Source organism: Paenibacillus sp. LBL, assembly GCF_029893715.1.
Lineage (GTDB): Bacteria > Bacillota > Bacilli > Paenibacillales > Paenibacillaceae > Paenibacillus_AQ > Paenibacillus_AQ glucanolyticus.
The window spans coordinates 1-21,429 of record NZ_JARXYU010000002.1 but is presented as its reverse complement, the minus strand read 5'-3'; the positions used below and the strand labels follow the sequence as shown (position 1 = coordinate 21,429).

21 protein-coding genes and 1 tRNA gene are annotated in these 21,429 nt (G+C 44.4%); 3 read left to right on the top strand and 19 right to left on the bottom strand.

Features of this window, described 5'->3' with window-relative positions; genetic code table 11:
• Positions 1–78: 78 nt before the first annotated feature.
• From M2277_RS05305 to M2277_RS05265, 9 genes are all read right to left on the bottom strand, one after another.
• Positions 79–2,673 carry an ABC transporter permease gene (locus tag M2277_RS05305; protein WP_280754313.1) on the bottom strand — a complete coding sequence of 865 codons (2,595 nt, stop codon included), beginning with the start codon at positions 2,671–2,673 and terminating at the stop codon, positions 79–81.
• Positions 2,670–3,353, bottom strand: coding sequence for an ABC transporter ATP-binding protein (locus M2277_RS05300; RefSeq protein ID WP_006211152.1), 684 nt, complete (start codon positions 3,351–3,353; stop codon positions 2,670–2,672). The genes M2277_RS05305 and M2277_RS05300 overlap by 4 nt, the downstream gene beginning before the upstream one ends.
• A gap of 24 nt (positions 3,354–3,377) precedes the next feature.
• Positions 3,378–4,316 carry a VanZ family protein gene (locus M2277_RS05295; RefSeq protein ID WP_006211153.1) on the bottom strand — a complete coding sequence of 313 codons (939 nt, stop codon included), beginning with the start codon at positions 4,314–4,316 and terminating at the stop codon, positions 3,378–3,380.
• Positions 4,317–4,422: 106 nt separating this feature from the next.
• The gene (locus M2277_RS05290; RefSeq protein WP_006211154.1) at positions 4,423–5,424 is read right to left on the bottom strand and encodes a sensor histidine kinase; all 1,002 of its coding nucleotides are present in this window, start codon (positions 5,422–5,424) and stop codon (positions 4,423–4,425) included.
• Positions 5,425–6,108 (bottom strand): response regulator transcription factor, encoded by a 684-nt coding sequence (locus M2277_RS05285; RefSeq protein WP_036642480.1) that lies wholly within the window; start codon positions 6,106–6,108, stop codon positions 5,425–5,427.
• 291 nt (positions 6,109–6,399) lie between these two features.
• Positions 6,400–7,194 (bottom strand): ABC transporter ATP-binding protein, encoded by a 795-nt coding sequence (locus M2277_RS05280; RefSeq protein WP_006211156.1) that lies wholly within the window; start codon positions 7,192–7,194, stop codon positions 6,400–6,402.
• Positions 7,194–8,114 carry an ABC transporter permease gene (locus M2277_RS05275; RefSeq protein WP_063479974.1) on the bottom strand — a complete coding sequence of 307 codons (921 nt, stop codon included), beginning with the start codon at positions 8,112–8,114 and terminating at the stop codon, positions 7,194–7,196. The genes M2277_RS05280 and M2277_RS05275 overlap by 1 nt, the downstream gene beginning before the upstream one ends.
• A 58-nt stretch (positions 8,115–8,172) precedes the next feature.
• A complete protein-coding gene (locus tag M2277_RS05270) occupies positions 8,173–9,210 on the bottom strand; it encodes an ABC transporter substrate-binding protein (protein WP_006211158.1) in 1,038 nt (345 codons plus the stop codon).
• 290 nt (positions 9,211–9,500) lie between these two features.
• Complete coding sequence (locus tag M2277_RS05265) at positions 9,501–10,139, bottom strand: SGNH/GDSL hydrolase family protein (RefSeq protein ID WP_006211159.1); 639 nt, start codon at positions 10,137–10,139, stop codon at positions 9,501–9,503.
• A gap of 203 nt (positions 10,140–10,342) precedes the next feature.
• On the opposite strand from M2277_RS05265, the gene trhO reads away from it, so the two are divergent.
• On the top strand, positions 10,343–11,248 hold the full coding sequence (gene trhO, locus M2277_RS05260; RefSeq protein ID WP_006211160.1) for an oxygen-dependent tRNA uridine(34) hydroxylase TrhO: 906 nt from the start codon (positions 10,343–10,345) through the stop codon (positions 11,246–11,248).
• 80 nt (positions 11,249–11,328) lie between these two features.
• Here the strand turns inward: trhO and M2277_RS05255 are convergent, their stop codons facing one another.
• The 5 genes from M2277_RS05255 to tatC form a co-directional block, all read right to left on the bottom strand.
• A complete protein-coding gene (locus M2277_RS05255) occupies positions 11,329–11,922 on the bottom strand; it encodes a hypothetical protein (RefSeq protein WP_006211161.1) in 594 nt (197 codons plus the stop codon).
• A 526-nt stretch (positions 11,923–12,448) separates the two neighbouring features.
• A complete protein-coding gene (locus M2277_RS05250) occupies positions 12,449–13,042 on the bottom strand; it encodes a TlpA family protein disulfide reductase (RefSeq protein ID WP_036642230.1) in 594 nt (197 codons plus the stop codon).
• An 11-nt stretch (positions 13,043–13,053) separates the two neighbouring features.
• Entirely contained in the window at positions 13,054–13,578 is a 525-nt protein-coding gene (locus M2277_RS05245; protein WP_006211163.1) for a MauE/DoxX family redox-associated membrane protein, read from the bottom strand.
• A gap of 20 nt (positions 13,579–13,598) precedes the next feature.
• Entirely contained in the window at positions 13,599–13,757 is a 159-nt protein-coding gene (locus tag M2277_RS05240) for a twin-arginine translocase TatA/TatE family subunit (RefSeq protein ID WP_006211164.1), read from the bottom strand.
• Between the two features lie 13 nt (positions 13,758–13,770).
• Complete coding sequence (gene tatC, locus M2277_RS05235) at positions 13,771–14,538, bottom strand: twin-arginine translocase subunit TatC (protein ID WP_036642228.1); 768 nt, start codon at positions 14,536–14,538, stop codon at positions 13,771–13,773.
• 312 nt (positions 14,539–14,850) lie between these two features.
• Between tatC and M2277_RS05230 the strand changes: the two genes are divergently transcribed.
• Positions 14,851–14,946, top strand: a tRNA-Sec gene (locus M2277_RS05230).
• Between the two features lie 9 nt (positions 14,947–14,955).
• On the opposite strand, the gene selB is transcribed toward M2277_RS05230, so the two are convergent.
• The 5 genes from selB to M2277_RS05205 form a co-directional block, all read right to left on the bottom strand.
• On the bottom strand, positions 14,956–16,842 hold the full coding sequence (gene selB, locus M2277_RS05225; RefSeq protein ID WP_280754312.1) for a selenocysteine-specific translation elongation factor: 1,887 nt from the start codon (positions 16,840–16,842) through the stop codon (positions 14,956–14,958).
• A gap of 29 nt (positions 16,843–16,871) precedes the next feature.
• On the bottom strand, positions 16,872–18,263 hold the full coding sequence (gene selA, locus M2277_RS05220) for an L-seryl-tRNA(Sec) selenium transferase (RefSeq protein WP_036642224.1): 1,392 nt from the start codon (positions 18,261–18,263) through the stop codon (positions 16,872–16,874).
• A 367-nt stretch (positions 18,264–18,630) separates the two neighbouring features.
• Complete coding sequence (locus M2277_RS05215) at positions 18,631–18,879, bottom strand: YuzB family protein (RefSeq protein WP_006211167.1); 249 nt, start codon at positions 18,877–18,879, stop codon at positions 18,631–18,633.
• Positions 18,880–18,974: 95 nt separating this feature from the next.
• Positions 18,975–19,766, bottom strand: a complete 792-nt coding sequence (locus tag M2277_RS05210) for an SDR family oxidoreductase (protein WP_006211168.1) — start codon at positions 19,764–19,766, stop codon at positions 18,975–18,977.
• Between the two features lie 116 nt (positions 19,767–19,882).
• A complete protein-coding gene (locus tag M2277_RS05205) occupies positions 19,883–20,965 on the bottom strand; it encodes a lactonase family protein (RefSeq protein WP_006211169.1) in 1,083 nt (360 codons plus the stop codon).
• Positions 20,966–21,138: 173 nt separating this feature from the next.
• Between M2277_RS05205 and M2277_RS05200 the strand changes: the two genes are divergently transcribed.
• Positions 21,139–21,306 carry a hypothetical protein gene (locus M2277_RS05200; RefSeq protein WP_280754311.1) on the top strand — a complete coding sequence of 56 codons (168 nt, stop codon included), beginning with the start codon at positions 21,139–21,141 and terminating at the stop codon, positions 21,304–21,306.
• Positions 21,307–21,429: the final 123 nt, after the last annotated feature.

Here is a 21,429-nt window from a genome sequence, read left to right as displayed (position 1 = left end):
TTTATATATCGTCCGTTTTATTTCTACTATGAGAAAAAGCGCTCCGAAAATTTCGGATACGCTTCTTCTGCTTCCTCATTATATACTCTCCTGCTTTAATGCATCAATAATGTTTTCCTTCTTCACCTTCGAGCCGGAGTACAACATGGCGGAACCGACAATGACAAATACCGCGACCATGACAGACAGAACGCTCAGCCACGGGAAGGTGAACTCGTAGCTAAATTTGTTCGCAAATGCTCTATCGATCAGATACATCACAACGAAACTGATGGGAAGACCGAAGATCAGCGACTTGACCCCGTAAAAAACACTTTCGTAGTTCATCATTTTCGCAAACCCTTTTGGCGTCATGCCAACGGATTTCAGCATCGCAAACTCTACTTTTCGAAGAGATATGCCGGTTGAGATCGTATTAAATATGTTCGCGATGGAAATCGCCGATATGAGTACGATAAAACCGTATGAAAAGACCGACATCAATCGTATCTGTTGTTCCTCGCTTCTTCTGGATTGATACACATTGTAGATATTCAGATTGGTCTCATGCATCTCTTCGATTTCCTGCTGCGTTTTCATCGGTTCCGTGCTTCTCAGATGGACGTATGTCTGAACGTTAGCTGAATCCTCGTTGTCTGTCAGTCGATCCATGACGCGTTCCGACACAATGATATTCAACCCGCCAACACCTACCGGGTTCATCCCCATGGGAGCTTGATCCGTCAATGCGGCAACGGTCACGTTGCTTATCTTCTTCGTTGATCCGCCACTTTCTTCACTGATATTCTTTAATTCGATGCTTTGACCGATATTCGCATACATAGCCTTCGTCTGGATATATCTCCCCGTATTCATGTCTTGGTAATGGATTGTATCCATCACAATTGCGGCGGGATGATCCGGATCCGTAAGCTGCGTGTAATCTGCGCCGACGGCTGTGGCATAGGCTTGCAGACTGGAATCGTTCAGTGCATGAATCTTGATATCGTAAGGATATTTCCCGTTCTGAAGCAACTCCCTATCCTTCTTAACCTTCTCCTGCAATTCTTCGGCAATCAACGCTTCCTCGATCCAAGCGTTCTTGTACCACTCGTGAGTCATATTGTACTCTGTAACACCATCCAGGGAAACAATCGATTGCATCAACCGTTCGTCTATTCTTTTGCCGCTGCTGTACGATACTTCAATATCAAAGTCGACGCCTTCCTGCGACAGATCCAGGGATCGTTTCATACCGACGGTGAAAAACGATACCGTTAGAAACAAAACGATGCTGATAACAAGCGAAAATACGATAGCATGATATCTCCGTTTGTTCCGTTTTAAATTTTTCAGCCCGATCTCCGCTTCAATGCCGAACAGCTTGCGAATGAACTTCGACGTTCTCACGGCTTTGACCGTAAGTTTCACATCGGTGGTTTGGCGAATCGCGTCCATGGCGGATACCTTGGATGCTCGGATCGCCGGGACATACGTCGAAATGAAAATCGTCAGCATCGACACCATACAAGTAATCAAGAGTGATAACGGCGTGACGATGAGTCTCAACTCTTCTTGGGTCCATAATGCCCCTTGAATCATGGAATTCATGAACCAAAAGGTGATTCCAATTCCGGCAAGCCCGCATAGGATGCCAATAGGAATGCTGATCAAGCCAATGACAATGCCTTCAAAAAGCACTGAATTTCGCTTCTGTCTCTTCGTAGCCCCCACACTCGCAAGCATCCCTAAATGGCGGGAGCGTTCCGAGACGGATATCGCAAAAGCATTATAGATGAGCGAAACCGAGCCGATCATAATGACCCCCATAATGATCGCTGATAAGGAGAACATCATGCTGTACGAGGCTTCGCTTTTGGACAGGCCGTAATAATGAAGCAAGCTGTTATTATATTGGACGTTACCGATATCGTTCTTCTCAGCCAACTCCTCCGCATGAACGAACAAGAACGGGTTGACACGCTGTAACACCACCAACGCATCGACTCGATCGTCTGCCCCGATGAAATTTTCATCGACATAACTAAGGATTGTATACCCCGGGGCCCAAGCCGATTCCCATACGGGAGATTTAATGATGCCTACCACCATATACTCCCTTGTCTTGACATGCTCCAGCGTTTCGGTCAATGTGCCGTCTTCCCTGCGCAGCGGTTCGGTCTGGTCCAGACGATGATTGCCTTCTTGCTCGAATCGTTCCCCGACACGAAGGGTGAGATGATCGCCGATGTCGTAATTCACTTTGGCGTCCATTGCAACAGCTTCGGATATGACAACTTCCTTGTCCGTCTGCGGGAGACGTCCCTTGCTTAGGTCAATCTGAAATTGCTCAAAACCTTGCGCATTATATTCCTTGATGAATAAATACGGCTTATTGGGATTCTCACCCCCTTCTAATGGGGCGTACCCAACATCTCTTGTCATCGCAACAGATTTGGATTCGTCATCGCCCTGTATTGCCGCAAGCTGCTCCTTGGTGACATCTTGATATTGGACATGCCACTCCCCGGTGTCTGCAATGGTGTGCCTGACCATTACATCCGAGAAGGAAAACACAAGCGTAGCGACAGCGGTCACCATGGCAACCGATATGATGACGCCGATGATCGTTACCAGCGTCCGTCTCTTGTTCTGCTTCAGATGCCGGATGGTTAGTGTATGAACAATGTTCATCGCCTGATCACCTCGTCTTTGGCAATCCTCCCGTCTTCAATTGAGATGATCCTGTCGGCTTGCAAGGCGATTCGTTCATCATGCGTGATAACGATCAGCGTCTGCTGATAGGTCTTATTCAACATTTTTAATAAATCGACGATCTCGCTGCTATTCTTGCTGTCCAGATTCCCGGTCGGCTCGTCGGCCAGCATGATCGCAGGATTGCCGATGAGCGCTCTGCCAATCGAGACCCGCTGCTGCTGTCCGCCGGATAACTGATTCGGCAGATGATTTAACCGATGCTGCAAATTCAGCGTATTCACAAGGCTGTCCAACTGCTGTTGATCTACCTTTTGCTTGTCCAGCAAGAGCGGCAGCGTCATATTCTCCTCCACCGTCAGGACGGGAATCAGATTGAAAAACTGGTAGATCAAGCCGATTTGCCTGCGTCTGAAGATGGCCAGCTGCGTTTCGTTCAAGGTATACATGTCCGTATCCTGAACAAAAACTTTGCCGCCAGTCGGCCGATCCACGCCGCCCAGCATATGAAGCAGTGTCGATTTCCCCGAACCGGACGGGCCGATAATCGCAATGAATTCGCCTTTTTGCACCGAAAAAGAAACATCGTCAAGCGCCTTCACTGCCGATTCACCTGTGCCATATATTTTAGACAACTGCTCGATTCTTAAAATTTCCATTGCCATACCTCCTGCTCTTAATACTCAATTCCAGAAATATACCATTTCTCTAAATCCAACATCCCACAGGGTTGCATTGCCCTCCAGGGTGATCGTAAGCTCATGGGCCTGCGGAATGAGGATTTCGGACATATTCGCCTCATGGCGTTGCGCTTCTGCATATACGGACAGCATCTCATGTCCATCGACAGCAACCCTGATGCTGCCATGGGATTCCTTTTGATCAGGAATTCCATAATTCAGGTAGAGATAGATCTCCTCCTTGTTGCCTAACGTATACGTGTACGCCTCCTTCATTTTGCCTTCGATGCTGTACACATTATATTGGGGTTCTACAATTTGACCGCCGATGCTGAGACTGTATCGCTGGGTTCCCCTTGATGGGTTTCCGGTGCTGTCTTTCCATTCATTTATCGCCACAAACGGACCCATTTCTTTGGTAAACACTTGGTCAACTATACCGAAGACTCCCCATACCCCGAGCAGCAGGACAACACTGGAAATGCCCGCAGCAGCTATATTTCTCCAGTCGTTTTTTGTACGAAAGCCGAGTTTGTACGCCCCGAATCCGATGGCTGCGCCCGATGCGTTCTGTATGACGTCATTCATATCGAAGCTGCCGAGAAACGTCAGTGCCTGAATGGTCTCCAGGATGAGAATGGACAGGATGAACCCCGTCAGGAATCGTATAAAGCTGGTCTGATATAACAACGGAATCAAAATGCCAAAAGGGATGAAGGCTGCGATGTTCCCAAAGCCGACAAGATCCATCAGTGCAGGATGCAGAAGTTCGGATATATCTGGCAGCCTAAAAAAACTGTCCGGCAAGAACATAAAGGTGTGCTCCGTAATCTGATCTACCGTGTCTAATCGACCGAAAGCGAAAAACAAAAAATAAAGAATCAACAGGGTGTAACCTATCGTGAGGCCCAATATCATCTTGCGGTGTTGCTTCAATTGCATGGTTTCACCTCCATCGTTTAGCTGATGAATATCATTTTATCTGTCTAAAATGACTTTCCCGTGACGATGGAGGTGACAATTCAGTCACTTACGGCGTGCCGCCCCGCTATACCACTTGCTTATAAAATTTAATTCGGAACTGCGTACCCTGCTCACTGTCGCTCATCACATCGATCACGCCGTTCTGGCTGGCAACGATGCTATGTGCCATCGCAAGTCCTATGCCAATGCTTCCCTCACCGGCATTTTTCCCTTTGTAAAAACGCTTGAAAATGTAGGGCAGATCCTCTTTCGGGATGCCTATTCCATTGTCTGTTATGACAATTTCCGTAAATAGCGTGTTTTCGGAATATGTGATGGCGATCGCTCCGCCTTCAGGCGTATGCTCCACACCGTTTTTTAGAATATTGATGACCGCTTCGGCAGTCCAATTGAAATCGCCGACAAAAGAAACGTTATCATCGCCCGCGATAGAAACGGACTGTCCCTTGATATCCATCGGAATCATGATCGGCTCTAATGCCTTCTGAATAAGGCTTTTCACGAGGATTTGATCTTTCTTGAAAGGGATGGTCTTCGCGTCCATTTTCGATAGCTTTAATAAGGAAGAAACCAGCCAATCGATGCGTTCAAGCTGGACGCGAATATGATGGGTGAACTCTGATCTTTTGGCAGGAGGCAGGTCAGGGGCGCTTAACAAATCCGCCATCACGGTCATGGAGGTAAGCGGCGTTTTGAGCTGATGCGAAATATCGGAGATGGCATCCGTCAACTGGATTTTGTCCCGCTGCAATAGAGAGCGGTGCTCCGAGAGCATAAGGGTCACTTTGTAAATATCATTCTTGAGAATGCTCAGCTCGCCTTCTTGATTATCGCGAATGTCAAGGGAATCATTACCGTTGCTAATTTCCCGTAAATAGGCGGACAGCTTCGCCAGCTCGCGATATCTCCATCTCGTGAATAACAAACTGGTGCCAATAAGCAGAATGGACAGAATGGCAACAAACGCCGCCGTGACAGACGAGATAAAGGCAGCAGCAACAATCGCCGATAAGCTGATTGCGCCCATGGCGAGCAATAACATTTGGACTTCCCGATTACGCAGCATCTAATCACCGACCTTATAGCCTAATCCGCGTACGGTTTTGATCAAAGTCGGATGTCCTGGATCATCCTCCAGCTTTTCCCTTAGCCTTTTGATATAAACCGTTAACGTATTGTCATTCACGAAGTCGCCGGCCACGTCCCAGATTTGCTCCAGAAGCTGATTCCTTGTGAGAACCTGTCCGATGTGGTTGCCAAAGATCAGCAGTAGACGATACTCTAAGGCGGTAAGTGGAATTTCGGTCCCTTTTTTATGTACTTTGCCTTCCAGCGTATTGATTCGGATATGATCGATGTCTATGATCGCTCTGGTGTGGGACGGCTTCTGGTATCTCCGCAAGACGGACTTGATCCGGGAGAGCAGCTCACGAACTCGAAATGGTTTAGTAATGTAGTCGTCGGCTCCCATGTCGAGCCCCATCACGACATTGACCTCATCGTCGATCACCGTTAAGAAGATGACCGGAATGTCTCGTCGCTCTTTCACCAGCTTGCACAATTCGTAGCCGCTCCCGTCCGGAAGCTGTAAATCGAACAAGCATAACGCAAACTGATCTATGTCCTCGGCGAGCACCCTCTGGGCTGATGCAACATCATGGCAGAGAACAGTTGAAAAACCATCCTGCTGCAGCGAATATTCGAGACCCGATGCAATCGTCTTATCGTCTTCGACTAATAAAATGTTCATCTGCAAATCATCTTTGTGAACGACCATGGATCAACAAGCCTCCTATATTCAAACGTCCGCTAATTAAGATTAGCAGTCGTCAGGCATTTTACAACAAAGCATACACTTGATATTTCTGTTGGATTGTAGTTGTGGTTCACCCAACATTAACACGTTATCAGGAATCCATGCAAAAAGCGATGGAGATGACGGACATGGAAGAAATCAGAGTATAAAAAAACGCTAAACCCTCAGTCTTAAGGGCTTAGCGAATATATTGGATGAAGTGTATCTCATCTCACAACAATATGTTTATCCCAGAACTAGACGATCGTCAGACAGCTTGTGACCGCTAATCTGCTCAAATTCCCCTAACAGCTGCTCCACCGTCAGGGATTTCTTGCGCTCTTCGTCCACATCCAGAATGATTCGTCCCTTATCCATCATGATAAGGCGATTGCCCAGACGAATGGCTTGTTCCATATTGTGCGTAACCATCAGCGTGGTCAGCTTCATATCCCGCACGATTTCATCGGTTATTCGGGTGATCAGCTCGGCACGGGCCGGATCAAGCGCTGCCGTGTGCTCATCCAGCAGCAGGATTTGCGGCTGCGTGAAGGTCGCCATCAGCAAGCTAAGCGCCTGGCGCTCCCCGCCGGACAGCATCCCTACTTTGGCCCGAAGCCGATCCTCAAGGCCAATGCCAAGCCGCTCCAAATGCTTGCGGAAGCTGGCGCGCTTGGAGGCTGTAACGCCTATGCTGAGCCCGCGGGACTGGCCGCGGCGATGAGCCATCGCCAGATTCTCTTCAATGGTCATATGCGGCGCAGTGCCCGCCATCGGATCCTGAAATACGCGGCCGATCCAGCGACTGCGACGGAATTCCGGCAGATGGCCGATCGAAGTGCCGTCAATACGCACTTCTCCGGCATCCGGCTTCATCACGCCAGAGATGATATTCATCAATGTGGATTTGCCTGCACCGTTACTCCCGATAACCGTCACGAAATCCCCCGGCTTCAAGTGAAGATTGACATCCATCAAGGCAATCTTCTCATCCACCGTGCCCGGATTAAACAGCTTGGAGACATGATTCATTTCCAGCATCAGAGCGCACCTCCTTTGCTCTTCCCTTGAGCTGCCAATAGTTCGATTGAACGCCTCCGTGCCTGTGAACGCTGTTTCATCGCCCGGTTGATGGTTGGAACCACCAGGGCAATAATAACGATAACAGCGGTAATTAATTTCAGATCCGAAGCTTCGAGCCATGGAATCTCATAAGCAGCGGCAACGACAATCCGATAAATAATCGAACCGCAGATTACAGCCAGCGTCGTCCGGAATACCGAACCGGTACCCAGAACAGCCTCGCCAATGATAACGGACGCCAAGCCAATGACAATCATTCCAATACCGGAACCGATGTCCGCAAAACTTGACTGCTGGGCAACCACAGCACCGGATAAAGCGACCAGTCCGTTCGAGATGCTAAGTCCCAGAATCGTGCTTGTATCGGTATTCGCGCCAAAGCTGCGAATCATCCGCTTGTTATCCCCTGTCGCACGGAGCGCAAGGCCAAGATCCGTGCGGAAGAATGCATCCAGCAGCAGCTTTCCAATAATTACAATCACCAACATAATATAGATCGGATCAATAGACCCGAAGATAATTTCTTCCTGACTTAGTGAGATGTTAGGTTTGCCCATAATTCTCATATTGATCGAGTACAAGGCAATCATCATGATGATACCGGAGAGCAGCCCGTTAATCTTGCCCTTGGTATGCAGCAAGCCCGTACAGATACCGGCTACCATGCCCCCGGCAAATGCAGCCAGCGTTGCAAGCCACGGATTCACACCGTTTGTAATCAGGATCGCTGCAATCGCTGCCCCTGTCGTAAAACTTCCATCCACGGTCAGATCCGGAAAATCCAGAATTCGGAACGTAATATATACGCCGAGCGCCATCAGCGCATACAGCAGCCCCAATTCAATTGGACCATCCAGTTTCATCACGAAATCCAGCATGTCTTTGACCTCCTTTAGGATTAAGCAAGGCGCGGGCTGTTATCTCCGCGCCTTACTCTTACTCGATGATGTTATTGTCCGGGTCTTTGACTTCCTGTTTCATGGCGTCCGTCACTTCGATTCCATAGTCAGCCGCAACCTTCGTGTTCAAGATCAGATCGAGTTTATCCGGCTTCGTGATTTCCATGTCCCCCGGATTCTTGCCGTTTTTCAGGATCTCTACGGCCATCTGGCCCACTTGATATCCATGATCGTAGTACTTGAATCCAACCGTTGCAAAAGCTCCCTTTTCCACCGTATCGCGGTCACTGGAAAAGAACGGAATTTTATTCTTTTGTGCGGTCTGAATAATTGTCTCGACTCCACTTACCACGGTATTATCCAGTGTGATATAAAAGGCATCCACTTTACCGACTAGCGATTCCGCTGCTTGCTTCACTTCCGAAGTATTGGTAACAGCAGCTTTCACAAGCTCGATTCCATGCTCCGAAAGTACCTCTTCTGCCGTGTTTGCCATAACAACCGCATTTGCTTCTCCTTCATCTAAGACCAAACCAATCCTCTTAACATTTGGAAAATGAGTATTTACAAAATTCATCAATTGTTTGGTTGCTTCCGGGTTCGTGTCAGATGCCCCGGTGATGTTGCCCCCTGGTTTCTTCAAATCGCTGACCAGCTTCGCATCGAGCGGATCTGTTACAGCTGCGAACAAGACCGGCTTCTCCTTCACGTTCTGCGCCACAGCCTGTGCCGAATCGGTTGCAATCGCGATCACCAGATCCGATTTTGTATCCTTCAGCTTCTGTCCAATCGAGAGGTTGTTCGCCGGGTCACCTTGTGCATTGTTGTAATCAATCTTCAGCGTTTTGTCATCCTCCGAGATGCCGGCTTCCTTCAGTGCTGCCAGAATACCCTCCCGTGTTGCATCCAGAGATGGATGCTCTACGATCTGCGATATCGCAATGCTGTACTCTTTCTTCTCTGCATCTCCGCCGCTACCCGTTTGGGTCGTGCCGCCTTCCTGCTTGTCCCCGCACCCAACAGCCGTAACCAGCAATGCGGACAGTGTAAGTGATAACCACATTTTTCTCTTCATCATGATTCCCCTCTCATTTGTTAACCACTTTGCCTTGCAAACCATAATTTTCTACATAAAGCGACAACGCTTCCCCGCTTTCATAGACGAAAGCATTAAAGTCAAAAAATAGGTCGTTCCAATTGAACAACGGTCTATTATGAACATTTTATATGTACCCAATTGTATTCGTCAATCAGGATTTTCAAGAGAATGATCCTTTACACAAAAGAACATCCCCGGACAACAACAACCCCGGGGATGTCAGCCAAGCATGATATGTTCTTATATAGAAGATAAATTCTCCGAGTCTACAGAATCGAGCGCCCCTGCATTGTGGCTAACCAAGCTTCTGCCATGAGCGCATGACCTGCCGGCGATGGGTGTACACCATCCGGTGCCCAGTAACTCATCTCCATCTTCGAACTCGCTGCTGCAAAAATCCCATCCAGCGGAACGTATAAGGTTTCAAACTCACGTGATAATTCGCGAACGGCTTGAATTTTGGGATCCAGATCCTCACGCCATTCCTTCTTTGCTTCTGTAACAGGCAGCAAGAACGGCTCCATCAGAATGAAATTCGCACCGGTTAATTCGCGGGTTTGGATAAGAAGCTCCCGGTACCCTTCATAATAGGCCTCCACGGAGGTTGCTTCGCCCTGATTATACTTCCTGCCCGTTTCATTGATGCCGACCAATATGGATACCCATGTTGGATCAAGGCCAATGCAGTCTTCCTCCCAGCGGCCCCGCAGATCGACAACCCGGTTCCCGCTAATCCCGCGATTCAGAAAACGCAGCCTTTTCAGAGGAGACTCCATGCCTAACCGGGCAGCAGCCATGAGTGCATATCCATGCCCCAAACTGTCCGACTCCTCGTAATTTCGACCGCAATCGGTAATACTGTCGCCTTGAAACAATACGAGTGCATTATGCTCGATATGTACCATGCTGTTTAACGCCTCCATTTTAATGAAAGTGTTCTCCTGCTCACCCCTTCATCATAACCGCTTTCATTCGCTCTTGGAACCCCAAAATTCACATTTCATGGCAAACTTTCTATACATTTAAGTTGACTATGTGAAATGAATTCACTACAATTCTATAAGGTATACGTATGGCTGAATATATAAAAAGAACAGGTGATTAAATCATGTCAGAACAACAGAATTATCAGATCCTTCTCTATTATAAATTTGTTCAGATACCGGACCCTGAAGTCTTCAAAGATGAACATCTTCAGTATTGCAAGGACCTTGGGCTTAAGGGACGTATTCTTGTTGCCTCCGAGGGCATCAATGGGACAGTCTCCGGTACGATTGAACAGACGGAACAATATATGCAGGATATGCATGCCAACCCGTTATTTGCGGATATGGTGTTCAAGATCGACCCATCCGAAGGACATGCCTTCAAGAAAATGTTCGTCCGTCACCGCGAAGAGCTCGTGACCTTCCGCGTGGAGGACGAGCTCGACCCTAACATGATCAGCGGAGCCCGCTTATCGCCTCAGCAATTCTACGAGCAATTGCAGCGCGATGATATCATTGTGATCGATGGACGTAATGACTATGAATATGATATCGGTCATTTCCGTAATGCGATTCGTCCAGAGGTTCAGTCCTTCCGGGAGTTTCCGGATTGGATTCGGGAGAATCTGAGCGAACACAAGGACAAAACGATTTTGACTTACTGTACCGGGGGCATTCGCTGCGAGAAGCTGACCGGCTTCATGCTTAAGGAAGGCTTCAAGGATGTTGCCCAGCTCGATGGCGGGATTGTCACCTACGGCAAAGATCCTGAAGTGCAAGGTCGTCTGTTCGACGGAAAATGCTACGTGTTTGACGAGCGCATCTCCGTGCCGATCAATCAGACGGACGAGGACATTATTGTCGGTAAATGCCACCACTGCGGTAAGCCTGAAGACCGGTACATTAACTGTGATAATGATGCCTGCCATCTTCAGCATGTATGCTGCGAAGAGTGTGAAGAGCTGCATCATAGCTGCTGCTCGACCGAGTGTGAGGAGATTGTGGCTGCAAGCCATAACGCTTCCTGATTATAAGTAACCTGAAGAAATAACAAGCGACCGTCCCTAACAATTGCGAGGGACGGTCGCTTATTTATTTAGAACATTTATCATTTTAGCGACATTGTCAATTCCATCACTAAATAAATCAAGAACAACGTGGATGCAATACCATTTATGGATTTATAAAACCCGGATTTATTCTTATACAAGCTTCTAACTTTAGTCACATCTAATTCTTTTCTCAACGAGAAAAGTATTGTAGGCATTGCGCGCGAAAAACCATACAAAAAGCCGAAAAGCAGCCCAACGGTTGGATCTTTAAAAAGACCAATATAGATGTACAGTATATAGAAGGTCATAAATGGTAAATACGTAAAGATCCCCGCTCCCAGAATGCTTCCCCATACCCACATATTTCGAACCGGAGGTCCATTAACCCATGATGCCGGGATTTGCCATTTCCGCTGTGGGACTTTTAAATTTAAAATTTTAAAATCATGCAGAATGTATAATCCGACTAATACGATCATGAATATCATTTTTAGAATGTACGGCAACCATGAGAAAACGACAAATAATAATAAAGTATACAAAAATCCTGATAGCGCGCCCGAAAGGGACGAAGCCATCAAATAGTTAGCCCAGCACTTCATTCTTGTTTTTAAAGTCTTCTCACCGAGAAGACTGACCTCGAAGGTCACATTTAGCCCTCAATTTGTGCTTACTTTAGTTACGCCTGCTGTGCAAGCCAGGAATAACAATATGATGAATTCAACATATTCCAAGCCTAATTCCCCCTAATTATCTTATCGTTACGGCACATCCACAATCCGATGTATATGGTCGAGTGGAGTCGTTACCGCTTAATGTACAATCACAACAAGCTATCGAACCCCAAGAATAACCTAGGCACCAGCAGCCTGTCGATTCGTAACCATGCGCATAAGAGACTTTATAGCCCGTTGGACATTTGCTTGATTGTGAACTTGAACACCCTGGACAAGCTTTCCGGTTAGGAAAATTACAAGTCGCAGATTGATCGTATCCCCAAATTTGGCACCACGAGGAAGATCCATCCGCAAAAACCGGACGTGCCGAGAAAGAAACGAATGAAAGGAAAGCAGTGGAAAGAACTGTTTTTAAGAACGTTGATCGTGAAACTTTTCGTTCCAAGTTCTCAGCCATAACCTTAGTAAACCTATCAACCGATTCAAGCCATTTAATCATTTATTTTACCGTCCTTTCAGGGAGATTTGTTTCTTCAACTAACACAGATTCACCTTCAAGTGCCGATATTAAACCATGGATGTGTTCGATACCGTTGCATAATCCTTTTCCTTTGACTGTCCCATTCTCGTCTATAACAAATGCAAACGGTGTAACTCTAACCTGGCAGGATGCTAGTATCTCTCTTTCTTCATCTAATAATAGTTCACCAATCAATGATTTATCCGCTAAAAGTTTGGAAAACGACGTCTTGTCCCCGAGCCCTACAATAACAAAGTTGATTTTTTCATTATATTTCATATAAGCTTTATTCCATTCGGGAATTAATTCCTGGCAAGGTTTGCAACCAGGCGAGATAAAAGCAATCAATGTCGGTTTATGAAAAAATGAATCGATCGGTATTCTTTCATTTGAAAAATACGATTTTGCTGAAAATTCAGGCAGCTTGCTCCCAATCGATACACCGTCTCGAGTAATGGCCTCACGTGTGCCCAAGTACACGGAACCAAATTGTCTATAAAGAAGAAATAATGAGAACAACATGAATAACACAACGATCCACAAGAGCACATTAGAATATAATAATATGTCCATAAACCCTCCCGTTAGGCTTTTAATAGCTTCATGTTTTTCTTATAATCATTCCATATTTTCTGCGAAAGAAAGTAGATAAAGACTATAACTATACCTAATACCAATGATGCTGCTGAGTATATAGAATGTTGAGACCATGTTACTCCTATTGCCAAAACATTCAATACGATTAAGGCACCATTACGGTACAACGAAAAAATATCCACTTGGCTTTCCAAGAAGTTTCCGAAACATGAGCATGTAACGGATCGTTTTGACTTGATAACCATGATATCCGCGATAAGAAAACTGACCAGCAGCAACAAAGTCATCATAAAGCCGTAGAAGGAACTGCTGTGAAATATAATCAAAATTGAAGCAAACAGTTCGATGACAGGCAGGGTATAACCATACATGACAGATAATTTCCTTGGAACGACTCTATACTCGATGACGCCATCGACGAATTTTTTTATGTTGGCAAGCTTTGGTACCGAGGATATTAAAAAAATCAAGAAAAATACAACTTTTAATATGCTGCCCGCTAGCTCTAACATAAATATAGTTCCCTTCGATTTTATTGATCTTTAGGTTCTTTACTCGAAATCCCTTCTTTAAATTCTTTCACAGCGGAGCCTAGCGATCTTCCCATTGACGGTAAATTCTTCGCCCCAAATACGACAAGGCCAAGAATCAACAATAGAATAATGCCTGGGACGCCGATTTGATTAAACATAACCTCTCCCCTTTCAGTTCTTCCGTTTATTTTCTAAAAAAGCGCACAATGCTAGCCCAATTTCGAAAATAGAGATTAATAAAATCATGGCAGTAATATCCGAAATAAAGTCAGGTGGAGTTAAAACAACAGCAGTTATACAAAAGATGGGATATAAAAATTTACGAAATTTCTTAATGGTAGTCGGGGATATGATTCCTAGATGAGTTAAAAAAACCATAAATGCGGGGATTTCCAGTATTAATCCGGTCAATAAACAGATCATAAATACAAACTGAAAGTAATCGGAGAAGTTATACATCGTATTCATACTCAGATCCTCGGTAACACCCAGAAAAAATGAAAACAAAAATGGTGTCAAGAAGTAATAGCCAATAAGCACTCCAAGAAAAAAGAGTATAGATACGATAATTGAGAACACTATAAAGCCTTTTGTGATATTCTTGCTAATTGCCGGCTTAATAAAAAGAAACAATTGCATAATTAAGATTGGAAATGATAAACACACGCTTTGAAGGAGCATCGTTTTAGCATAGATAGAAACAGATTCCGTGACTTTAAAAACATTTAGTTCAATTTCGTGAGAAATTGCTGACGATTGCAACAAATTCACAACATAAGGCGATGTAAAATACGTAATGATTAAACTCGTTAAAAATGCAGCTACGAAATAAAGTAATCTCTTTCGAAGCTCATAAAAATGTTCAATAAATTTCTTAGAATCGTTATCATAAATACGAGGTTCTTCAATAGCGCTTATCTTTTCAATTTCATTTAACATTTTCTCTCCCAAGTATTACGAGTAATAGTATTCGGATTGCTAAAGACGAAACGCCGACGGAATTTGACTTAGTCTCCCTCCTTCCAGCATGTCATTTCAATTTCCTTTAAAATATCCAAATAAAAGAAATATAGCCCAAATATTTACTTGGTATATCAATTATAGTTATATTAATAATTCTTTCAAATAGGACCATTAGCTCAAAAAGTATGATTGCCTAAATATGAAATTGAAATACAAACTCTGATCGGTAGACTATGCTTGATAATGTGAATATATAGTTGTATAATAAGATTCCAAAATTAGTTATTTGAGGCTGGCTAGGTTACTGGTGTTCCTCTAGGTCTTCAAAACCTTTTGGGAGATTATTGGATCTCCGGTGGGTTCGATTCCCACACAGTCTCGCCATTAACTCATTCACAATGTCCATTTTCGGATCTCTTTTACTCTCTTGGTAAATTGTAAGAAGTCCAGAAGTTCGAGAAACTTAACTAGATTTTTTCTTGGCATACTTAAGATTTCCCTTGCATCTTGCAGAGAAAATGGCTGTTTTTTTGTTGCGTGATATAGTAATTTAAATTGATCATCAAAAGTTTCATAATGAATAAGTTGTTTATCTCCAATTGGATAACCCAGTTTTTTCGTAATCATGAAATGATATGATTCATGTTCAAATCGACTATGGACATTTTCACTTCTGCAGTATTCCCCCCATTCCTTCACCTCCATCCGATCATGCTTTAAATTGTCTAAAACTCTGTCAAATTTCGACACAAGTTCTTTCGGGATATGAGGCTCAAAATCTGTCAAATAAATGATGTGCTGCTCCCTTGCAATGGTTCTCTTTTCTATTTCCTTGTTTATAACCGCCTCAATTAGTTTTTTAGGAAAATTTCTTTCCAAAATTTGAATGCACTCTGCTTTGCTTATCCCGATTCGGAAAGGATTTAATTCATGGTATTTGTGCACTTCAAACTTTACCTGGGATCCTGCATCATTATAAACTTCCTTAGAAGTGAAAAAACCAGGCTCGATTTCAACAATTTGATCGCTGTCTATCATCCCATTTAATATCTCGTTGATCTGATCAGAGCTAATTGACAACGATTTACTTATTTCATTTTTATCCAAACATTTTTTTGTTGATAATACATCTAATACTCTTTCTTCCGAACTTGCTTCTCTTTGTTGCAATAACCTCTGAATCGTTTCTTCACCAAATCGATATTTTTCACCGGCCGTACCAATAACCCATCCACCACCGATGGTTTCTGAAGGTGAAGGGCGTCTTATAATAAAACGATCGCCGCGTTTAACGACAATCGGATTCGTTAATCGAATTTGACACAAAACTTCAGAGCCTTCGCGTAATTCATTACGATCGAAGAATACAATGTATCCCGAGGATTCGGTTGTTCCACAATAAAAATGGATGGGGGTACGTTGTTTTACAGGATATTGAAGGTGATTTACTGAGTTAAGTGACACATCCACCATCGTACTTAGTGTGAAATTGGTTGATGTTACGATAACATCGCCCCTCTTTATTTTGCTTTGTTTAAGTGCACCACCAATATTGATGGCTACTCGCTGACCTGCCGAAGCTTTATCTTTAGAACAGTTATGTATTTGAACTTCCTTTGCCTTTACTGAGCATTGTTGTGGCAATACGATTAACGTATCCCCTTTATTAACAACCCCTTCGTATATCGTCCCTCTTACAACGACTCCATGACCGTGAATGGTAAACACCTGGTCAATCGGTAATCTTAAAGCTCCATTAGAAATTCGTTGCGGGATTTCTATCAACTTCTCATGTAGCGATAGCTTAAGTTCATCGATCCCTGTTTTTCTTATATTATCCACAAACAACGTTTCAACTTCTTCAAAAATGGAGCCTTTTACGACCTTATTTATATCTTCTACAACCATATTCAGAAATTCAGGTTCTACCCTATCAATTTTCGTGACAACAATAAGACCATTCACGATCCCTAACAGCGTTAGAATTTCAATATGCTCTCTCGTCTGGGGCATTACCCCTTCATCTGCGGCAACGACCAGGATGACAAGGTCTATCCCTGCGACCCCCGCAATCATTTTCTTTATGAATTTTTCATGTCCCGGTACATCGATAATGGATGCTTCTATACCATATAATGAGAATTGAGCATAACCTAACTCAATGGAGATGTTTCTTTCCTTTTCTACTTTCAAACGGTCGGTATCAATATTCGTTAAAGCCTTCGTTAATGAAGTCTTACCATGGTTAATATGACCAGCGATTCCAATCGTATAATACATAGTTTGATCTCCAATGCTATTCAATAGTTTTAAATCATACGGGTTCCAAAGATCTCGTTTAATCCTTGCGCAACAATCACAATTTCGTCCGCCTGTATCGTCCTAGCATCTAGAAGAAGGGCATTCTTATGAATTCGAGCAATGATCGGAGGATCATGCTTTCGTAGTTCTCTTTCCAACCACTGTACATCGAATCGATCGGAATGAACCGCGACAACAAAAGATGGCAATTTTACATCAGGCATCGAACCGCCACCGATCTCAGAGTAATCTGGAATGATTTTAGCATATGGTTTATAGTCGTCTAACAGTAGGTCACAAAGCTCCTCTGCCTTTTTCTTAATTTCTTGTGGCGTAAGCAGGATATCTCTAAGTGTAGGTAATTCTTCTACCAACTTTTTTTCATCAAGATACAATAATAGCGTGGATTCTAGAGCAGCAAGAGTTAACTTATCCGGTCGCAAAGCTCTGATGAGCGGATTTTTCTTTAAGGTATTGATTAAATCACGTCTACCAATAATAATGCCGGCTTGAGGTCCTCCTAACAATTTATCGCCGCTAAAGCTGATCAAATCTACTTTCTTGTCGACGATCTCTTTAATAAACGGCTCGTTGCCGATTTTGTGTTTTTTTAAATCGTATAATACACCGCTGCCAAGATCCTCATACACCGGAATATGATGCTTCTGTCCAAGCATGACGAGGTCTTCAGTCAATACAGAATGTGTATATCCGTTCATTACAAAATTGCTCTTGTGGACCTTAAGTAACATAGCCGTATTCTCATTGATTGCTCGCTCATAGTCATGCGTATATGTGCGGTTAGTCGTACCAACTTCGTTAAGAACAGCCCCGCTTTCCTTCATGATGTCAGAAATACGAAATGATCCTCCGATTTCAACAATTTCACCTCGGGATACAATAACCTCCTTTTCTGAAGCTATTGCCTTGAGTATAAGAAATACAGCGGATGCATTATTATTCACAACCAAGGCTGCCTCTGCACCCGTCAAAGTCGTAATAAGTTGTTCGACGATATCATGTCTGGATCCGCGCTTTCCTGTTTCAAGATTATATTCTAAATTCGAGTATCTTCCGGCTATTTTTGTTAGATGCTGATTAACCGCATTCGGAAGTACAGAACGTCCTAGATTGGTATGCAAAACAACGCCAGTGGCATTAATGACTGGAACCATATTGGGTTTTAAACGCTTCCGAATAAAATCTACAAGATCGTTTAGCAATTGATCCTCCGAGATGGATGTCAACTGTCCAGAGACGATTTCGCTTCTAACTTCTTCAAGATACTTTTTTATTAATATGGTGATATAGTCGGATGATACAGCATGATTTTCTACTATATTTTTTATAATGGGATGATTTAATTGGCTGGCAACAGAGGGAATAGAACGAAAGATCATATATTTCTCCTTGGTTTTAGTATAGGAATACTTAATTACATCAATTTATAGTATATATTCTAGGAAGGGAATCTTATGGTTTAATTATTACTTGATGTAAATTATAGTAATAATTAAATTTATTCTCACAATTTATTCCTTTTGAATCAAAGTATAATCATACTTTTTATATCAAGCAACCGCTTATCTTAAAAATCTACATAATTTTCAAGATGGAATATTGCTACACTATTTCGAATTTCATTATGATGCAATATGTAAAAATCCCTTTCTGCCAACAAATGTTAAGTCATCGTTTCAGATGTACTTTTCAACATTTATGTGCAAAAAGGGATGATATCAACATGTATTTAATTGTTTCTAGCGATTAAATATCATGGAAAACAGCCAGTTCAGCCTCGATAGCAGCTTTGATCTTCTCGACGCATTCTTCCGTCGTTGCCGCAAATACACGGTTTCCATTCACCATTGCATATGGACGCAGCTTGCACAGACCGCAAAGATTCATGCAATCCGCCCGCAGGACCGCGATTTCGGGATACAATTCCTCAAGATGCTCAAGTTCCAAAGCACTCATCAAGTTGCTGTCGCATATTTCCACAACTACAATTCCCATCCCCATCTTCATCACCACAATTCGATTTGACAATACGTTCATTTATTATGAGGAATAGACCCGGTTTTGTCAAATCAAAACGAACACTGCAGCATTTAATGAATGAGCGACTCCGCACCATCGATATAGATTTCCGTGCCGGTGATGTGCGAGGAATCATCGGATGCCAGAAAAGCCACCAGTTGGGCCACTTGCGCAGGTTGTCCCGGACCATCTGCCAAAGGCTGGTCCCCTTCCGGATATTCAATCGGGATGGTCACTTCGTCCAGCTCCGGCTTGGCAATCGTGCTCTGATCAATGTTGGTTGCGATTGCACCCGGACAGATCGCGTTTACCCGGATTTTATAACGTGCAAGCTCCAGAGCCGCCATCTTCATAAAAGCAACCTGACCTGCTTTTGTTGTGCTGTATGCAGAGAAACCAAACCCGGTAAACACCCGATTTCCGTTGATGGAGCTGGTTATGATAATGCTGCCCCCCGCTTCTTTTAAGTAGGGAATCGCATATTTCACCGTAGCGAAGGTTCCTCTTAAATTGATGTTAATGGTTGCATCCCATTCGTCCAGCTCCATGATTTCGATCGGGGCCTTCGTTCCGTTTATTCCTGCGTTTGCGAACACGATATCGATCTTGCCCCACTTATCAACCGCTTCGCTGAAGCAATCCTTCAGCGATTCAGCATGGGAGATATCGCAGTTGCCCGTTATGGCTTCGCCGCCGCCTTGTTCAATGGTGCTCTTCACCTTCTCTACGCGTTCACGATCGATATCGATCAACAGCAGCTTAGCTCCCTGCTCCGCCAACAGAAGGGCTGAGGCCTGGCCGATTCCGGAACCCGCACCGGTAACGATGGCTACTTTGCCATCCAAACGTTGATTCGTTGACATTGCCACAACCTCCTTGTTCAGTTACATGATTATACATAACCCAAGGAGTCCAGCTCTGAATCTTGCCTGACCAATGCTGTCATACAATTTACTATCAAATCTTGTTCTTCCGCAGCTTAAAGCTGGAATACCGCTGGTTTCACGCATACCGGCTTCGATTGACTGACTGTATACCCTGTGAAGGCAAGCTTTCCATCTTCCGGATCTACATTAAATAACACCAGATTGTTCCCGTCCCTGTTGGCAACCACCATAAACTTGCCCCCCGGCATCAGCGTAAAATGGCGAGGATGGCCGCCCTCCGTGGATATATATTGAACCGGGCTTAAATAGCCGGTATCTTCATGTACGGAGAACACAACGATACTGTCGTGTCCGCGATTAGATCCATACACCGTTTTGCCGTCCTCAGACACAGCAATCTCAGCGCAATAGCTTTCCCCGTCAAAATCCACAGGCAATGTTGATATCGTCTCCAGAACAGCCAAGCGTCCTTCGTCCTGGATGTAACGAAGCACCGTTACGCTTGAATTCAGTTCATTAATGACATAAGCATAAACTCCGCTTGGATGGAATGCCAGATGGCGGGGTCCTGCCCCCTCTTCAAGCTGGGTCTCACCGTGGAAGCTCAACTCGTTGGTATCCGGATTAATTGTATAAGACAGAATCTTGTCCAATCCCAAGTCCTGCACAAACACATATTTACCATCCGGACTGTAAAATGCCGAGTGCGCTCTGGCTTGCTGAGCTTCACGCACAGGCACGAGATCCGAATGTTTCTTCTCATCCAGCAGCTCACCGGCTAGACCTTCCTCATCGATAGAAAGAAGACCTACCAAGCCCCCATGATAACTTGAAACGATCAGATACTTACTTGATTCGTCGCGCTGTATATGACAAGTCGAGCTGCTGACACTGCGAACGCGATTCCGTTCGATCAGCTTGCCGGCAGCAGGATCAATCTCAAAACTGACAACCTCGCCTGCCTTGCCTCCCTGCTCTGCCATTTCGCCAATGGCATATAAGCGTCTGTTATCCGCGTCCACGTTGAGGAATGTCGGATTCTTAATGCCGGAGACCTCATCGAGCAGCTTCAGCTCGCCGCTGTCCTCATTAAATTCATATATACATACACCGCTTTGATCCTCTTCCGCATAAGCACCTGTAAACAGCAGCGTACGCTGTGATCGGTTAGCCATATTACTGTATCTCTCCTCTCGTTTATCGATAACTCTATATGGTATGTAGAGATCTTTCAGTTACCATGTTAACTTCAAGCCATATGAAAATCAAATGGCTTGTCTTTAATGCCTGTTTGTCTTTTGGCATTCCGGGTATGTATTTATTATACGGACAAAAAGGAGGTAATCCCATGAAACAACCAAGCAGTGAAGAAGTGCGCAATCATCAGAACACAAAGAACGACTCGCAGGAACAACGAGACAAGGTGAAGAAGCGGCAGGATGTGGAGCCTCAGGCTGAGAATTGGAATCCCCGGGATCTCCCCAAGCCAGACGATAAACAGCAATCTAAATCCTGATAGATCATATAAGAAGGCCGCATGGGAAGGGACTGACCCCATAGCGTGAGACAAATTAAAACACCTTCAAGAGAATGCAACCATGTCGTAAGATATGGAGACAACCTTGGAGGTGTTTTTGCG

Excerpts from the sequence above, each read along its gene's own strand:
- tatC (WP_036642228.1), bottom strand. The coding sequence starts at position 14,538 with ATGTTAAATGAAATTGAAAAGATAAGCGCTATTGAAGAACCTCGTATT.
- M2277_RS05285 (WP_036642480.1), bottom strand. The coding sequence starts at position 6,108 with ATGAACATTTTATTAGTCGAAGACGATAAGACGATTGCATCGGGTCTC.
- M2277_RS05265 (WP_006211159.1), bottom strand. The coding sequence starts at position 10,139 with ATGGTACATATCGAGCATAATGCACTCGTATTGTTTCAAGGCGACAGT.
- M2277_RS05280 (WP_006211156.1), bottom strand. The coding sequence starts at position 7,194 with ATGCTGGAAATGAATCATGTCTCCAAGCTGTTTAATCCGGGCACGGTG.
- selB (WP_280754312.1), bottom strand. The coding sequence starts at position 16,842 with ATGTATTATACGATTGGAATCGCTGGTCATATTAACCATGGTAAGACT.
- M2277_RS05305 (WP_280754313.1), bottom strand. The coding sequence starts at position 2,673 with ATGAACATTGTTCATACACTAACCATCCGGCATCTGAAGCAGAACAAG.
- M2277_RS05210 (WP_006211168.1), bottom strand. The coding sequence starts at position 19,766 with ATGTCAACGAATCAACGTTTGGATGGCAAAGTAGCCATCGTTACCGGT.
- M2277_RS05295 (WP_006211153.1), bottom strand. The coding sequence starts at position 4,316 with ATGCAATTGAAGCAACACCGCAAGATGATATTGGGCCTCACGATAGGT.
- M2277_RS05240 (WP_006211164.1), bottom strand. The coding sequence starts at position 13,757 with ATGTTTAATCAAATCGGCGTCCCAGGCATTATTCTATTGTTGATTCTT.
- M2277_RS05205 (WP_006211169.1), bottom strand. The coding sequence starts at position 20,965 with ATGGCTAACCGATCACAGCGTACGCTGCTGTTTACAGGTGCTTATGCG.
- M2277_RS05300 (WP_006211152.1), bottom strand. The coding sequence starts at position 3,353 with ATGGAAATTTTAAGAATCGAGCAGTTGTCTAAAATATATGGCACAGGT.
- M2277_RS05270 (WP_006211158.1), bottom strand. The coding sequence starts at position 9,210 with ATGAAGAGAAAAATGTGGTTATCACTTACACTGTCCGCATTGCTGGTT.
- M2277_RS05215 (WP_006211167.1), bottom strand. The coding sequence starts at position 18,879 with ATGGGAATTGTAGTTGTGGAAATATGCGACAGCAACTTGATGAGTGCT.
- trhO (WP_006211160.1), top strand. The coding sequence starts at position 10,343 with ATGTCAGAACAACAGAATTATCAGATCCTTCTCTATTATAAATTTGTT.
- M2277_RS05245 (WP_006211163.1), bottom strand. The coding sequence starts at position 13,578 with ATGTTAGAGCTAGCGGGCAGCATATTAAAAGTTGTATTTTTCTTGATT.
- M2277_RS05275 (WP_063479974.1), bottom strand. The coding sequence starts at position 8,114 with ATGCTGGATTTCGTGATGAAACTGGATGGTCCAATTGAATTGGGGCTG.
- selA (WP_036642224.1), bottom strand. The coding sequence starts at position 18,263 with ATGATCTTTCGTTCTATTCCCTCTGTTGCCAGCCAATTAAATCATCCC.
- M2277_RS05250 (WP_036642230.1), bottom strand. The coding sequence starts at position 13,042 with ATGGACATATTATTATATTCTAATGTGCTCTTGTGGATCGTTGTGTTA.
- M2277_RS05200 (WP_280754311.1), top strand. The coding sequence starts at position 21,139 with ATGAAACAACCAAGCAGTGAAGAAGTGCGCAATCATCAGAACACAAAG.
- M2277_RS05290 (WP_006211154.1), bottom strand. The coding sequence starts at position 5,424 with ATGCTGCGTAATCGGGAAGTCCAAATGTTATTGCTCGCCATGGGCGCA.